Below are 14,527 nucleotides of genomic sequence, written 5' to 3'. Positions count from 1 at the left end.
AATATACACTAAAAAGCTATACTTTTATATTTTAAAGTTCAATAATAAAAATAATTATAAGTATTTTATGTTAATATATTTAAAAATTATTAAAAGGCTGTTTATATAATGTTTTTATCAAATATTAAACTTTGGAATTTTAGAAGATATGGAAATGAACAAGATTATATTTTAAAAAAAGACACTCCTGATTTAAATCTAACTTTTCAAAAGAATCTAAATGTGTTAATTGGTCAAAATGATGCAGGTAAAACTGCAATTATTGATGCTATAAAACTTGTATTAAAAACACATAGTTATGAATATATAAAAGTAGAGAATCTTGATTTCTATAATGACTCTAAACGATTTAGAATAGAAGTAGAGTTTAATGATTTAACAGATGATGAAGCGAAAAATTTTGTTGAATGGTTAGGCTATAAAAATGAAAAAGTTTTTCTTAGATTAATATATGATGTATCAAGAAACGATGAAAGAATATTTCCTTCTGAGGTAAAAGCTGGTGTTGATGAAAGTGGTTCTCAGATGACTGCTGAAGCAAGAGAATATTTAAAAGTTACTTATCTTAAACCCCTTCGTGATGCTCAGAGTGAATTAGTTGCTAAAAAGAATTCAAGAGTTTCTCAGGTTTTATTAGGTGATGAAGCTTTTAAAGGAAAAGAAGAAACACATTATTTAATAGATTATTTTAAAGAGTTTAATCAAATAATTGAAAAGTATTTTAAAGGAAAAGATAAAGATGGTAATGATTTTACAGAAGATGAAAAGAAAAAAGGAAAAGTTTTAAAAGGTAAAATTGATACTTATATTAAGGCTTTTTATGAAGCCTCAAAAGAAAGTGAATTTGAAATAAGTGGAAGCAAACTACGTGAAATTTTAGAAAAAATATCAATATTTATAAAGGATGAAAAAAACTTAGGATTAGGTACTCTAAATAGATTATTTATGGCTACTGAGTTATTACACCTTGGAAAAGAAGATTATCATGGTTTAAAACTTGGGTTAATAGAAGAGTTAGAGGCTCATTTACATCCTCAAGCTCAAATGAAAGTTATTGAGAAGTTACAAAAAGAAGAAAATAAACAGCTTATATTAACAACACATAGTCCAAATCTAGCGTCAAAAGTAAAGTTAGAAAATTTAATTATTTGTAATAAAAATAATGCATATTCTATGACAAAAGATAACACAGCATTAAAGCCAACAAATTATAAATATTTAGAAAGATTTTTAGATACTACAAAAGCAAATTTATTTTTCGCAAAAGGAGTGATTTTAGTAGAAGGGTGGGCAGAAGAACTTTTAATACCAACGTTAGCTAAGAGAATTGGATATGATTTAACTGAAAATCAAGTATCTGTTATAAATGTAGCAAATACTGCATTTTTACGATATGTAGATATATTTAAAAGAAAAGATTTACAAAATGATATTGGTGTAAAAGTTTCAGTTATCACTGATTTAGATTTAAGACCAACTGAGTATGCGCTAGAAGAAGATTTTATTGAAAAGTTAAATAAGTATATAGATTCTAAAAGAACTGAAAGTGGATTTGATGAAGAAGATGTGAAAAATGCTTATTTAAAAAAACACAATGTCGTTGATGTATATAGTATTGATGAAGAACTGCAAAAGAAAGTAGATAAATATGAGACAGATAATATTTCAAATATTAAGGCGTTTATTGCTCCTGAATGGACTTTAGAATATTGTTTAGCAAAATCTACTAATTTAAGAAAGTACTTTTTTAAATCAGTACTTAAATCACATATTGAACAAAAAATAGATAAAGGTAAAACTAGTGGTACTATAAAAGAATACATAAAAGCAAAATTAAAAGTTAATACATATTTTAACAATTGGTCTGATTCAGATGAAAAAATAGCATTTGAAATATATTGGCAAATATTAGGTAATAAAAATTATGTAGGTACTGCTTCTGATGAAATCTCAAAATCAATTATTGCTCAGAGATTTGCTGAGATTTTAGAAAAAAGTAATTCAATAAATTTTGATGCAGTTAAAGAAGATGCAAATGTAAAATACTTATGTGAGGCTATACAACATGCTTGTTCATGATATTACAATTACGAATGAAGACATTGCTTATGCCGAAAAGATTTTATTAAAAGAAGGCCAAACTTTTCAAGATGAGAATAATGAGAGAATTGACTTTATAAAAGACTTAACAACATTGGACTTACAAGCTGTTCCGGGAAGTGGAAAGACAACTGTACTACTTGCTAAGCTATTGATTTTAGAAAGATACTTACCTTTTGATGATGGTTCAGGAATTTTAGTGATTTCTCATACTAATACTGCAATCAATGAAATAAAAGATAGAATAGGTAAATATTGTCCAAAACTTTTTTCTTATCCAAATTTTATTGGTACTATTCAATCTTTCATAAACAAATTTTTAGTTAATCCTTTTTATAAAAATCATATGAAACAAAAGTTAGCTTATATTGATACTGAAATATATGAAAACATGTTGATTTCTGAATTTGAAAAAGTTAAATGGAATAACCCTCCTAAATTAGGCCAATGGTTGTATATGAGTAATGGAAGAGATAATGATAGAGTTCATAAAGTTATTAAAAATATTTACTATGATTTCGATAGTGAAGAAGTTAGAGATATTAATACAAATACAAGATTAATTGCATGTACTAATCCTAAACATAACTTATTGAAATCTATAGTTTTTAAAGTTTTATTAGATGGTGTTCTTTCGTATAAGTATGCCTATAAGTTAGCAAACTATTATATTGAAGACTTTCCTAAAGTTGTTGATATCTTGAGAAAGAGGTTTTCATTTGTATGCATTGATGAAATGCAAGATATGGATAATTTACAGTATGATTTACTTGAAAAATTATTCTTTGAGAGTAATTCAGAAACTATTTTTCAACGAATTGGAGATAAAAATCAAGCCATTTATAATGGAGGAAATATTGAAACAGATATAATTTGGGAAGATAGAGAAAAAGTTTTAAATCTTACTGGAACAAATAGATTTTCTCAAACAATTGCAACTTTTGTTCAAAACTTTGGAATAACTCATGTCCCAATAAATTCTTTACAAAACTATAGTGAGGATTTTAAACCTCATATCTTTAAATATAATGATGAAAATATTCAAGAAGTTATACCTAAATACTCACAATTAATTAAAAGGTATGTTGATGAAGGAAAACTTCAGATAAATGAAACGAAGCCATTTAAAGCAATTGCTTGGAGAAAAGAACATGATACTCATATTGCTTTAAAGAGCTATTTTGAAGATTTTGAACAAAGTCAACATAAAGTAAAAGAAAATTATGAAAATCTGAAAAGTTATTTAGTTTATTTTGAAAGAGGGAATAATAGTTTTAGAGGTATTAGGAAAAGTATTTTAAATGCAATTATAAAGATATTAAAATTAGAAAATGTAAAAGATGAGAATGATAGGCTATATACAAGAAAATCTTTGATAAATGTACTAAAAGAAAAACAGAAAGAAGAACAGAATAGTATCTATGATGATTTTAATTTAAATATTTATAAATGGTGTAAGTCACTTCTCGTATCAAACGATGTTGATATTATATTTAATCAGATTAAACAATATATACCTGGTTTTTTAAATATTTTTGAAAAATCAATTGTTAATAGTAGTGTATTTATTTCTAATGAAACCTTAGATGAATCAACTACTTCAAATTCGACTGAAATTAAAAACATATACAGTCAAGATGGAATTGATATTCATATATCAACAGTTCATAGTGTTAAAGGCGAAACCCATACAGCTACTTTATATTTAGAGTCCTTTTATCATTCAGAATATGAATCCCAAAGGCTTTTAGAACAATTTAAAAATATGCCTTTTAGTAATAATGCATCAAGACATATTCAAAGTGTAAAAATGGCGTATGTTGGTTTTTCTAGACCAAGCCATCTATTATGTATTGCTATCCATGAAAATAGATTTTGTGACTCTTTATCTGAATCAGGGTGTTATGAAATTATAAATGTTTAAAAAGTCATCTTGAAACATAACTTGAAAACCCCCATGGAATAGAAATACACAATAAAATCAATACAATAGCATTTGAAATAACTACCATTTTATTTTTCTTATAGTTACATTTCTCTTTTTTTATTTTACTATTAAAAAAAGATAATAGTAGTATTGCAAAAAATGTAGTTAATGGATGTTCAACTGCAAAAAATCTTATTTCACTTAGTTTTATCATCTCAAAAGGGTTTGTATAAAACTGTCTTACAATATCTGAAAATAGATATAATCCAAATCCCAAACTTAACTGTATATGAGCAAAAAATGTAGTCATATAAGTGATTTGTTTATTATAAATATTATATTTTTTATAAAAAATAGTATTATATAAACAAAAACAAAATCCTAAGATTATAAATAAAAGCAAAAACCATCTAATATAAGAGTGAAGAGTTAAAACTGTATAATACAAATTTATTCCTTTTTTAATAAAATATTAACTTTTTTATAAACAAACAAAAAGGAAAAAGATAAGCCTAAGGTAATCAAATTGCGAAATAATTCAAATTTAACAGTTGAAAAATTTATTGATGTGTTAAAACTACTTGAAAAAAGAGTTAATACAAATACTCTTTTAACTAAAAATACAAAAATAGAAGCCAATACAATTTTTACACTAATTAAACAAATCTCACAAAAAGAGAAAAGTGATAAAATCTATTTTGATATATCAAATATGGTTATTCCAAGTAGTATTGGTATTTTGGGTTATTTAATATCCCATTCAAATAATTTAAATGAAGCATTAGAAAAACTTAGTGTTTATTATAAAATATTAGGAGATAGTTTAGAAATTAGATATAAAAATAGTAGCTTATTTATATACTTAGATGAAAATATTAATCACTTTGAACAAAAATTAAAACTTCATATAATTGCAATTATTACTCTTTTGAAAAATATCTTATATAAAAACTTAGAGTTTGAATACTGCAATTTTAATTTTAAATCACCTGTTTGCACAAAAGAGTATGAAAAACAGTTTGGTAAAAACCTCAATTTCCAAAAAGAGCATACTAATATTGTTTTTACAAAACAGTGTTTACAATATAAAACAAAATTTAATGATGAAACACTTTTAATACTTTTTGAACAAGAAGCAAAAAAGATGTTAGATTTAGTAAGCAGCAATAACTTTAAAGAAGAAGTTAGTAAAGAGATTATTAAACTTATTTCCTTAGATGAACTTAGCTTACAAAATGTAGCTAAAAGATTAAATATTCATGAAAGAACTCTACAAAAAAGATTAAAAGAAGAGAAAAGTTCTTATACAAAAATAGTTAAAGAAGTACGAATTAAATTAGTAAAATACTATTTAAGTAAGAACTTCACTGCAAATGAGTTGAGTACACTTTTAGGTTTTAGTACTACAAACTCATTTTTAAAAGCTTTTAAATCATGGTTTAATAAAAGTTTTGAAGAGTTTAAAAATAAATCTCTTTAAAGTTTCAAAACTCCTTTAACTCTGTTTATGCTATCTTTTTTTGATAGGCTAAGTCTTAGTCCATTTACACCAAAAAGAATCTCACCTTCAAAAACCTCAACTGTAATAGGATATGAAGTTTTATGCTCTTTCATAACTTGATCTTGTTTAAATACTATTATACTCAACTGTAAAAGAAGAAAAAGATGGTCTTCCTGCACAAGCTTTAGAACTAGCAAATAAAATTTTAAATTTAAATTCATTTATTATTGTAGCACCAGAATACAATGGAGTAATGCCTCCTGTTTTAAACAATGCAATGGCATGGACATCAAGAAGTACAAAAGACTGGAGAGATGCTTTCAATGAAAAAGTAGTAGCACTTGCAACACACAGTGGTGGAGGTGGAGCTAAAGGGCTTCAAGCTATGAGAATAATGTTTCAACACTTAGGAGCAAATATCCTAGCAAGAGAGATCTTAACTTCATATGATAGACCACTAAACGAAGAGACTGCAAAAAATATTATTAAACAATTAGCTAATTTTTCTTAATACAAGGTTTTACTTCCTTGTATTAATAAAGCTAAACTTTATACATACACAAATTACTTTTATGCCACATAATACTGTTACTATTTTTATAATTGATTAATATATAGTTGCTATACTTAAGTATTTCAATAAGAAATTACATCAAATATGATATATTTATCAAGATATAAAAGGATTAATAAATTGAGAGCAAAAGCAATATTTTTACAAATTTTATTGATTTCTTTTTTCTTTAGTGGCTGTGATTTACTTGGTCCATCCCAAGAAGAGATAAGATTAAAAGAGAAAGAATTAAATCAAGCAAAACAAATGAAGCAAGAAGAGATTGAAGCACAACTTGCAATAAAAGAGAAAGAGATAGCTTTAAAAGAAAAAGAGTTAAACCAAAATCAAGCACTAAAACAAAAAGAAGTAGAGTTTAAACTAGAAGAGAAAAAAGCTGAATTAAATAGTAATAAAGATATTGAAATTGAGAAAATCAAAGCAGAAATTGCTAAAGAAAAAATCAAAATAGAAAAAGAAAAAATCAAAGCTATAAACAGAGAAAAAAGACTCAAATTTGAGCTAGATGCCTTACAAAAAGAAAAAGAGAATCAAATCAAAACATATGGATTAATTCTAATAGGATTTATACTACTTCTTCTTAGCTTTTTACTTTTTATATATTTAAATAATAAAAGAAAAGATAAACTAAAAGCCTATGAAGATAATATGGAAAAATATTTTAGATCAAAAGAGAATGAAGCAAAACTACAAATTGCAAATAAAATCTTAGATACTATTTCAAAAGGTGAATTAAAACCAGAAACAGAGGCTAAGCTAATAGCTTCTTTAAATGGCAATCCCCAATCAAAAATTCAAACTCAAAATCAAGTTCTTAAAAACTCAAATGATGATGTGATGAATTTAGAAGTTTTAGATAAAAAAATAAAAAAAGAGCAAGATAAATAGAATAGAAAAATCTATTCTATTTATTATTCTAATATAAACCTTGTATTTCTATTTTGTAAAGGTCTATTGTTTTTACCCATAATTGCTTTAAAATCTTCAAGTTGATCTTTTGAAGCTTGTACTGGTGTTTTTAAAACAATCCATTTTACACCCTCTGTACATGGAGGAGTAGTTAATGAACCATCAAATGTATAATACTCTTTATTTTCTGGCAAAATATCATAGCCATAAACATCTGCTCTAATACTATTTGATTGGTTCTTTTGTTCAGGAACATTTCTTAAAAGCTTGTTTAATACTATATTTGTATCTTCTGCTTCTTCAAACATCACAGCAATAACTGCAAGATTTTTATTTTTATCTTGATGAACTAAATGAACTTCCATAGGATAAGAAACTCCATCAATTCTATTTTCACTTGGAGTATGAAAATGCATTTGTAATAAAGAATAATCTTTTGATTGAAAATCAATCAAGTTTCCCCTTGCAAAATTAACTTTTAAACTATGTCCATTATTACTAAAAGTTGTTGCTCTAGCATCATCATAAAAAGTTATTTCATCTAGTTGTGCTTTTAAAATATCACCTCTTATATCAAGGGGCGATTGATATTTACCACTTTCACATATCTTATACTCTTTATCTAAACTAGCCCAATTTTGAGGAGCTAAATCACCCTCATATCCCCAAGCTGCATTTTGTTTTTTAGTTTCACTTTCACTTAACATTAATGCTATTGCTGCAACTATTAAAATATAAATCATTGTATTTTTCATATTAAATAATCCTTTTTTGTTAATTTATTTAAAAGGTGAAATAAAATTTTTATCTAAATAATCATACTTCAAACATCTTTCACATTTTGCAATATCTTCATATTCAATAGATGATAGATTTAAATCTTTAAATGTATCTCTTATTATACTAATTGCTTCTTCATTTGCTGAATAAACAACTGCTTTAGAACCAATATTTCCACTAACTATTTTATCTGTCTTTGATAAAACTTTTTCCATGTTATTTTCCCAATAATCAATCAATTTTTGATTATCTTCTAGTTCTTCAGATTTTTCGTCCCACTCTAAACATAAATCTGGTAGTAAACCACAAGTTTTTCTATCATCAAAATCAATTGTAATCCCTCTTAGTTGCACGATAAGCTCCTTTTGTTAGTTTGTAGATAAATTATAACAAAATTTATACTATTAATTAAGTTTAATATTTATCAATCTTTGAATTATCTCTTGTGTTTCATTGGCATCAAAAAAGATATTCATTGCTAATTCTTTATTTACTTTTATTAAAAACTCTTTTCTTTTAATAGATAATTGCTTTTCATCATCTTTAAACTCATATAAAATTCTTGTCATTTCATTTTCATACTCTTTTATAATATCCTCTTTTTTTTGAGTTTTAGAATTTATAATTTTAGTTTTTAAAAACTTTTTTCTTATTAGTATATAAATAGCTAAAAGAGTTAGTGATATTAAAATTAAATCTATTATTTGCATAAATGTTCCTTTGTTTTAAAATACTAACACGATTTATATGACTTTCTTATAAAATATCTATTATTGCTTTAACTTTATATAGAATTAAAAAATAAAACTAAGCTTAAAAATTATTCTACATTTTACTAAATCAAACACTTTATATACATACTATTGTACTATAATAAAAAAGCTAGACAATAAAAAAAAGGAGTATTATGTCTTTTAGTACTGCAGATATATGTGATGATTTTAAAGATCAAGAGAAGATTCAAGTATTATCACCAAAATTTAAGAACTATGGAAAAAAAACAAAATTCCAAGGTGAAGTTGTAACTATTAAACTTGACAAAAGTAATTGGATACTAATTTCAACATTAAAAGAAGAAGATGGTAAGGGAAAAGTTGTTGTAGTAGATGCAAACCAAGAGTTTTATGCTATTGTTGGTGATAAACTTATGGACTTTGCAAAAAATAATAACTATGAAGCAATTATTATAAATGGCTATGTACGAGATATTGATGTAACAAAAGATATTGATGTAGGCTTATTAGCTATTGGAACTTGTCCTCAAAGAAATTTTGAAAAAACTCAAGGTTTAAAAGATGTTGAACTTAAGTTTGAGGGAATTACTGTAAATAGTGGTGATTATATTTATGCTGATTGTGATGGTGTAATTATCACAAGCAAAAAACTTATATAAAAGACTCTTTATTTTAAAGAGTCTTTTAATTGCTTAAACTTTTCATCTTTTGTATCATAATACATAATTGAACCATCTTCAATTTTATAATACCACCCATGAATTTCAAGTGTTTTTTCTTCAACTTTTCTTTTAATTTCTGGATAAGTTAATAAGTTTCTTAGTTGATAAACCACTGAACTTTTTTCAGTTTTAGTATAAATCTCTTCAGCAGATAAATCCAAATAGTTATTAAGCACATAATTTCTTGCTTTTTTACCTAATTCTAACCATTTTTTAACATGTACAAGACCTATATTATCATCTTCTATTTCACTATATAAAGCTTTACAAGCACCACAATGTGAATGTCCACAAACTATAATATGTTTCACATTTAAAACACTTACAGCAAACTCAATAGCAGCAGAACTTCCATGAAAATCAAAATCGGCCTCAAAAGGTGGTACAAAATTACCTACATTTCTAAGAATAAACATATCCCCAGGCTTTGAATCCATTATCAAATCTGGAACAACTCTACTATCGCTACAACCAATAAATAACACTTCAGGACTTTGTCCTTTTTCAACCAATGTATTAAAATCATCTTTATAATCTTTAAACATTGAATTTTTAAAAGTTAAATTTCCTTGAATTAATTGCTCTAAACCCATATTTCACTCCTAATGTTTAACTTTAATATTTTTTTCTTTAATTTTTGCTATAAAAGAGATAATTTTTGCTACTTTTTGTTCTTCTTCTTTTATATGTTCTTGTGTTTGTAAAGTAAATGTTTCAAGTTTTTCATCTAAATAACTAGTATTGAAATTTCCTACTTTAAAATCTTCATCCCTTACTATTTCCCTATGCAATGGTATATTTGTAGGAAAACCTTCAATATAAAACTCATCCAATGCTCTTTTTGCTTTTTTTACTGCACCTTGCCAATCTAATGACCAAACTATAAGTTTTCCAATCATTGAATCATAATTTGCTGGAACTTTATATCCTGAATAAATAGAAGTATCAAGTCTTACACCAGGACCACCAGGAGTTAAATATTTTGTGATAGTACCAACTGAGGGCATAAAGTTTTTTTGAGGGTTTTCAGCATTAATTCTAAACTCAATAGCATATCCTCTAAATTTTATCTCATCTTGAGATAGTTGAAGTTTATCACCCTCTGCTATTTGTATCATTCTTTGAATAATATCAACACCTGAAATAATTTCAGTTACAGGATGTTCAACTTGTACTCTTGTATTCATTTCTATAAAATATATATTATCTTTATCATCAAGTAAAAACTCAACAGTTCCTACATTTTCATAACCTAATTTAATCATTGCATTTGTTGCAATATCATAAAGTTCTTTTCTCACATCACTGTTTAATCTAGGAGATGGAGCAACTTCAATTACTTTTTGATGCCTTCTTTGAATTGAACAATCCCTTTCACCCAAATGTAATACATTTCCATACTTATCAGCAATAATTTGTACTTCAATATGTCTTGGATTCTCTACAAATTTTTCAATAAATACTTCACCCCTACCAAAATATTTTATAGCCTCATTTGTAGCACTTTCAAACATTTGTTTAAAATCTTTTTGATTTTTAACAATTCTCATACCTCTACCACCGCCACCAAATGCAGCTTTTATAATCACAGGAAAACCAATATCTTTTGCAATATCTTCAGCTTTATTTACATCATCAATTGGTTCATTTGTTCCCTCAAGTACAGGAACACCCACTTTTTTCATAGCAACTTTTGAAGCCATTTTATCACCAAATAAAGCAATATGCTCAGGCTTAGGACCTATAAAAATTATTCCATTTTCTTCACATGCTTTTGCAAACTGCGCATTCTCACTTAAAAATCCATATCCTGGATGAATAGCATCACAATTTGCTTTTTTTGCAATTGAGATAATTATATTAAAATCTAAATAAGCATTTATTGGATCTTTCATAATAGGATAACACTCATCAGCTTTCCTAACCCAAACTCCCTCAACATCAACCTCTGAAAAAATAGCAACACTTGTAATATCTAACTCTTTACATGCTCTAATTATTCTTAAGGCAATTTCTCCTCTATTTGCTATTAAAACTTTTGAAATCTTTTTCACAATATTTCCTATTTTTTTTCCCATATTTTAAACTTATAAAAAAAATAATTCTTCTTCTTTTGTGCTAGTTTTATTGTTTATTTGTGCTAATTATATTATTCATTTGTGCTACACTTATAAGTTATTTATGCTAAAATATTTTTATGAAAAAAGAGACACTACAAAAAAGAGTAAAAATTGCAAATAATGTTATGTACTATATATACACTCATATTGACACTCATATTGATATTGAAGAGTTAAGTTATGATTTTCAAGTTAGCAAGTTTCATATGCAAAGAATATTTAAAGAGGCTTTTGGAAAAAATATTTATGAAAGTATCAAATCAATTAGACTTCAAAAAGCTGCAAACTTACTTTTAACAAATAAATACTCAACAATTTCAAATATAGCAAATTTGTGTGGATATAGTTCTCAGTCTTCATTTATAAAAGCTTTTAAACAAAGATTTGAAATGACTCCCAAACAGTGGAAAGACAAAGGCTATAAAGAGTATTCAACAAAAATATTACAACAATCAAAAAGTGCTTTAAATTCAAATGCAGACTTTTCAAAAATGACACCTACGATAGTTAAAATGCCAAGTTTAGATAGTTTTTATATTAGAAATAAAGGCTATAATAAAAACATAAAAAATACTTGGCAAAAACTTCAAACATTAATTTTAAATAATAATTTGAAAAACTACAAACAAATAGCGCTTCTTCATGATAACCCAACAATTACTCCACTTAATGAGTGTCAATACATTGCTTGTATCGTACCTGAGAAAAAAAGTGATGTAAATAGCCATAGATTACCAAAATTTAAAATCTCAGAAGGAGTATATGCAAAATTTGATTTAGAGGGTGTTCATGGAGATATGCTAAAATTTATTCACTGGGTATATCATGAATGGCTTGTTAATAGTGAGTATGAAACTACTACAAAGCCATCTTATGCAGTCTATAACAAAAATAATTTCTTAAGTGAAGATAATAGATTTGATATGAGTTTTTATGTATCAATAAAGTTTTAAAATAGAACTATAAAGTTCTATTTTAAACTATTTTCTATATGATTTAGTAAAGTTTGTTCATCTACTAAACCTACAAATTTTTCTAAAAATTTCCCATCTTTACCATATAAAAATGATTCAGGAACTCTTTTTACATCATCAAAGTTTTTTGCCATTCTAAAGTTTTCTTGTTCGTTTATTGTAACAGGAAACTTCATATTAAACTCTCTCATAAAATCAGCAAGAGCTTTCATATCTTTATTTTTTTCATATAAAACACCTATAATTACAAAGTCATCTTGATATTTTTCATAAACTCTATTGAACATAGGAATCTCTTCTTTACAAGGAGGACACCAAGTAGCCCAAAAATTAATTAATACTACTTTATTTTTTAAATCTTCTGATGTTAATTTATCATTTTCAACAGTTAGCTTAATTGTTTCACCTGCTGTTGTTTCTAAACTATAAGTTTTATTACCTTGTTTTTTTAACTCTTTAAAACTTTTTGAGTCTTTAATTACAACAGCTTGTGCTTCATCTTCACTTCCACAACCTGTAAAAATAACAGCAAATATAACTAAAGTAAATAAATATAATTTTTTCATATTATCTTTCCTTATTCAAAAATTTCTTTTTCTACTAAATCAAAAAAAGCTTGATAACTTAGTGTTTCAAGTTCCTTACCATTTACAAAAAAAGTTGGTGTTCCTTGTACTCCTAAAGTAGTAGCATCTTCATAATCTTGCTCTAGCATTTGGCTTATATCAATAGATAAAAAATCTTTTTTTAATTTTTCCATATCAAGACCTGCTTTTGGAAGATGTTGCCAAATTAGTTCTGGTCTAGGATTTAAAGGATCAGCCCACTCTTCTTGATATTTAAATACTATATCTAATGTTTGTTTATATTTATTTTGAGCTCTTGAAGCTTCTAAAATCTTTATTACATAAGCAGAATTATCATGATTTGCTAAATATCTTACTACAAATTTTACATCTTTATAGTACTGCTTTAAAATATCATTTACAACACTATTAAATATTTTACAAGGAGGACACTGTGGATCCATATACTCAACAATTACAACATTTGCTTTATTCTCTCCAAAACTATAAGAGTTTTCTCTTACAAATGGAGCGTTATTAGTGTCTTTGTAAGTAGCTAAACTATTTTTTGTATTTATTTTATAAACCGTAATAGCAGCAACAAAAACAGCTACAACAATAACCAATGTAAAAAATACTAATTTTTTATTTTTCATCTTTAAATAAACCTCTTTTCCCTAAATATAATAAAATCAATATAATACTATACGCAATTAAAGATAAAAATGGAATTGTGATAAAGCCAAACCAGTTAATATACTCTGTACTACAAGGCACACCTTGAACACAAGGTACAGCACTTTCAGAAATTATTCCAAACATCAAAAGATTATGATAAATAGCGATCGCTAATCCAACTAATACTAATCCAATTGAGTATTTAAATAGTTTGTCATCTGGATATAATAATCCAAGTAGAAATATTATTACCAAAGGATACATAAATATTCTTTGATACCAACACATAGAACAAGGGATAAATTGCATAACTTCACTAAAAAAAAGACTTCCTAAAGTAGCAATTAAAGCTGTTACAAAACATAAAAAAACAATGGTAGAACCAATTTTACTATTCACTTTTATATCCTATTTTTCATATGATTTTAACTAAAATTCGTGTAGTTTATGTGTATTATATCAAAAAAATTATTTTTTTTGATTAGATAAAAAATAAACAGTTTATCCATATGTATAATAATTAATATCTGTTATAATAATTATACAATTAAAAAAGGTAAAATATGTTTTCAAATATAAAAATTAAAGTCTATTTCCAACCAATAATTTCAATAAAAGATAAAAAAATATTTGCATTTGAAGCATTAGTTAGAGGCTTTGATAAAAAAAACAATCTCATAACTCCAGATATTTTACTAGAAAAAGCAAAAAATGATAAAGTTATTGAAAAATTTGATAATTATATTAGACAAAAAGCAATTAGAAAATTTAAAAGTTATTATGATGAAGATGAGAATTTATTACTTTTTTTAAATTTTGAGTCATCAGTAATAGAAAAATCAGAAAAATACAACTTTAACTTAGATTTTGTTAAAGAAGTTGAAAGACTTAATATAAATAAAAAAAATATTGTTTTAGAGATAAAAGAAGATACTATTTCTA

The 14,527-nt window shown here is 25.6% G+C and carries 19 protein-coding genes; 8 read left to right on the top strand and 11 right to left on the bottom strand.

From position 1 onward, the window contains the following. The first annotated feature begins 108 nt into the window (after positions 1 to 108). Complete coding sequence (locus ACTCCZ_RS09135) at positions 109 to 2,079, top strand: ATP-dependent nuclease (RefSeq protein ID WP_079577187.1); 1,971 nt, start codon at positions 109 to 111, stop codon at positions 2,077 to 2,079. Further along, positions 2,066 to 4,024, top strand: a complete 1,959-nt coding sequence (locus ACTCCZ_RS09130; protein ID WP_079577186.1) for a UvrD-helicase domain-containing protein — start codon at positions 2,066 to 2,068, stop codon at positions 4,022 to 4,024. Before ACTCCZ_RS09135 ends, ACTCCZ_RS09130 begins: the two co-directional genes overlap by 14 nt. 4 nt (positions 4,025 to 4,028) lie before the next feature. Here the strand turns inward: ACTCCZ_RS09130 and ACTCCZ_RS09125 are convergent, their stop codons facing one another. Then, positions 4,029 to 4,475, bottom strand: coding sequence for a hypothetical protein (locus ACTCCZ_RS09125; protein WP_079577185.1), 447 nt, complete (start codon positions 4,473 to 4,475; stop codon positions 4,029 to 4,031). 78 nt (positions 4,476 to 4,553) lie between these two features. On the opposite strand from ACTCCZ_RS09125, the gene ACTCCZ_RS09120 reads away from it, so the two are divergent. Continuing rightward, entirely contained in the window at positions 4,554 to 5,507 is a 954-nt protein-coding gene (locus ACTCCZ_RS09120) for an AraC family transcriptional regulator (RefSeq protein WP_079577184.1), read from the top strand. Here the strand turns inward: ACTCCZ_RS09120 and ACTCCZ_RS09115 are convergent. Together ACTCCZ_RS09115 and ACTCCZ_RS09110 are read right to left on the bottom strand one after the other, a co-directional pair. Beyond that, entirely contained in the window at positions 5,504 to 5,641 is a 138-nt protein-coding gene (locus ACTCCZ_RS09115) for a cupin domain-containing protein (protein ID WP_463187272.1), read from the bottom strand. The genes ACTCCZ_RS09120 and ACTCCZ_RS09115 overlap by 4 nt on opposite strands. 13 nt (positions 5,642 to 5,654) lie before the next feature. Beyond that, entirely contained in the window at positions 5,655 to 5,801 is a 147-nt protein-coding gene (locus ACTCCZ_RS09110; RefSeq protein ID WP_463187270.1) for a hypothetical protein, read from the bottom strand. Here ACTCCZ_RS09110 and ACTCCZ_RS09105 point away from each other — a divergent pair. After that, a complete protein-coding gene (locus ACTCCZ_RS09105) occupies positions 5,731 to 6,039 on the top strand; it encodes an NADPH-dependent FMN reductase (RefSeq protein WP_228145279.1) in 309 nt (102 codons plus the stop codon). The two genes, ACTCCZ_RS09110 and ACTCCZ_RS09105, sit on opposite strands and share 71 nt — an antisense overlap. A 183-nt stretch (positions 6,040 to 6,222) precedes the next feature. After that, a complete protein-coding gene (locus ACTCCZ_RS09100) occupies positions 6,223 to 6,990 on the top strand; it encodes a hypothetical protein (RefSeq protein ID WP_079577182.1) in 768 nt (255 codons plus the stop codon). Positions 6,991 to 7,013: 23 nt separating this feature from the next. On the opposite strand, the gene ACTCCZ_RS09095 is transcribed toward ACTCCZ_RS09100, so the two are convergent. Genes ACTCCZ_RS09095 through ACTCCZ_RS09085 form a run of 3 tightly spaced genes read right to left on the bottom strand, consistent with a single transcriptional unit; the run spans position 7,014 to position 8,501 of the window. Beyond that, positions 7,014 to 7,766, bottom strand: a complete 753-nt coding sequence (locus tag ACTCCZ_RS09095) for a carbonic anhydrase (protein ID WP_079577181.1) — start codon at positions 7,764 to 7,766, stop codon at positions 7,014 to 7,016. Positions 7,767 to 7,790: 24 nt separating this feature from the next. Then, positions 7,791 to 8,144: a hypothetical protein gene (locus tag ACTCCZ_RS09090; RefSeq protein WP_079577180.1), complete on the bottom strand. Its 354-nt coding sequence runs from the start codon at positions 8,142 to 8,144 to the stop codon at positions 7,791 to 7,793. A 51-nt stretch (positions 8,145 to 8,195) separates the two neighbouring features. Next, positions 8,196 to 8,501, bottom strand: coding sequence for a hypothetical protein (locus ACTCCZ_RS09085; RefSeq protein WP_079577179.1), 306 nt, complete (start codon positions 8,499 to 8,501; stop codon positions 8,196 to 8,198). Positions 8,502 to 8,698: 197 nt separating this feature from the next. Between ACTCCZ_RS09085 and rraA the strand changes: the two genes are divergently transcribed. Then, positions 8,699 to 9,184: a ribonuclease E activity regulator RraA gene (gene rraA / locus ACTCCZ_RS09080; protein ID WP_079577178.1), complete on the top strand. Its 486-nt coding sequence runs from the start codon at positions 8,699 to 8,701 to the stop codon at positions 9,182 to 9,184. A gap of 8 nt (positions 9,185 to 9,192) precedes the next feature. Here the strand turns inward: rraA and ACTCCZ_RS09075 are convergent, their stop codons facing one another. Together ACTCCZ_RS09075 and ACTCCZ_RS09070 are read right to left on the bottom strand one after the other, a co-directional pair. Next, positions 9,193 to 9,840 carry a carbonic anhydrase gene (locus tag ACTCCZ_RS09075; protein WP_079577177.1) on the bottom strand — a complete coding sequence of 216 codons (648 nt, stop codon included), beginning with the start codon at positions 9,838 to 9,840 and terminating at the stop codon, positions 9,193 to 9,195. Positions 9,841 to 9,849: 9 nt separating this feature from the next. Then, positions 9,850 to 11,301 (bottom strand): acetyl-CoA carboxylase biotin carboxylase subunit, encoded by a 1,452-nt coding sequence (locus ACTCCZ_RS09070; protein ID WP_079577286.1) that lies wholly within the window; start codon positions 11,299 to 11,301, stop codon positions 9,850 to 9,852. Positions 11,302 to 11,444: 143 nt separating this feature from the next. On the opposite strand from ACTCCZ_RS09070, the gene ACTCCZ_RS09065 reads away from it, so the two are divergent. Then, positions 11,445 to 12,320 carry an AraC family transcriptional regulator gene (locus ACTCCZ_RS09065; RefSeq protein ID WP_079577176.1) on the top strand — a complete coding sequence of 292 codons (876 nt, stop codon included), beginning with the start codon at positions 11,445 to 11,447 and terminating at the stop codon, positions 12,318 to 12,320. Positions 12,321 to 12,337: 17 nt separating this feature from the next. Here the strand turns inward: ACTCCZ_RS09065 and ACTCCZ_RS09060 are convergent, their stop codons facing one another. Genes ACTCCZ_RS09060 through ACTCCZ_RS09050 form a run of 3 tightly spaced genes read right to left on the bottom strand, consistent with a single transcriptional unit; the run spans position 12,338 to position 13,984 of the window. Continuing rightward, entirely contained in the window at positions 12,338 to 12,907 is a 570-nt protein-coding gene (locus tag ACTCCZ_RS09060; protein ID WP_079577175.1) for a TlpA family protein disulfide reductase, read from the bottom strand. Between the two features lie 11 nt (positions 12,908 to 12,918). Next, positions 12,919 to 13,563, bottom strand: a complete 645-nt coding sequence (locus ACTCCZ_RS09055; RefSeq protein ID WP_079577174.1) for a DsbA family protein — start codon at positions 13,561 to 13,563, stop codon at positions 12,919 to 12,921. Beyond that, positions 13,553 to 13,984 (bottom strand): disulfide oxidoreductase, encoded by a 432-nt coding sequence (locus tag ACTCCZ_RS09050; RefSeq protein WP_079577173.1) that lies wholly within the window; start codon positions 13,982 to 13,984, stop codon positions 13,553 to 13,555. Before ACTCCZ_RS09050 ends, ACTCCZ_RS09055 begins: the two co-directional genes overlap by 11 nt. 164 nt (positions 13,985 to 14,148) lie before the next feature. On the opposite strand from ACTCCZ_RS09050, the gene ACTCCZ_RS09045 reads away from it, so the two are divergent. Next, positions 14,149 to 14,527: EAL domain-containing protein (locus tag ACTCCZ_RS09045; RefSeq protein ID WP_463187268.1), on the top strand; the 379-nt coding region annotated here is incomplete at its 3' end.

It is taken from the genome of Malaciobacter sp. (genome assembly GCF_055140965.1).
This window is presented reverse-complemented; position numbering and strand designations above follow the sequence as displayed.

What these genes read in the sequence shown, in the direction of transcription:
- ACTCCZ_RS09130 (WP_079577186.1), top strand. Translation starts at nt 2,066, where the DNA reads ATGCTTGTTCATGATATTACAATTACGAATGAAGACATTGCTTATGCC.
- ACTCCZ_RS09095 (WP_079577181.1), bottom strand. Translation starts at nt 7,766, where the DNA reads ATGAAAAATACAATGATTTATATTTTAATAGTTGCAGCAATAGCATTA.
- ACTCCZ_RS09115 (WP_463187272.1), bottom strand. Translation starts at nt 5,641, where the DNA reads ATGAAAGAGCATAAAACTTCATATCCTATTACAGTTGAGGTTTTTGAA.
- ACTCCZ_RS09075 (WP_079577177.1), bottom strand. Translation starts at nt 9,840, where the DNA reads ATGGGTTTAGAGCAATTAATTCAAGGAAATTTAACTTTTAAAAATTCA.
- ACTCCZ_RS09060 (WP_079577175.1), bottom strand. Translation starts at nt 12,907, where the DNA reads ATGAAAAAATTATATTTATTTACTTTAGTTATATTTGCTGTTATTTTT.
- ACTCCZ_RS09085 (WP_079577179.1), bottom strand. Translation starts at nt 8,501, where the DNA reads ATGCAAATAATAGATTTAATTTTAATATCACTAACTCTTTTAGCTATT.
- ACTCCZ_RS09065 (WP_079577176.1), top strand. Translation starts at nt 11,445, where the DNA reads ATGAAAAAAGAGACACTACAAAAAAGAGTAAAAATTGCAAATAATGTT.
- rraA (WP_079577178.1), top strand. Translation starts at nt 8,699, where the DNA reads ATGTCTTTTAGTACTGCAGATATATGTGATGATTTTAAAGATCAAGAG.
- ACTCCZ_RS09055 (WP_079577174.1), bottom strand. Translation starts at nt 13,563, where the DNA reads ATGAAAAATAAAAAATTAGTATTTTTTACATTGGTTATTGTTGTAGCT.
- ACTCCZ_RS09135 (WP_079577187.1), top strand. Translation starts at nt 109, where the DNA reads ATGTTTTTATCAAATATTAAACTTTGGAATTTTAGAAGATATGGAAAT.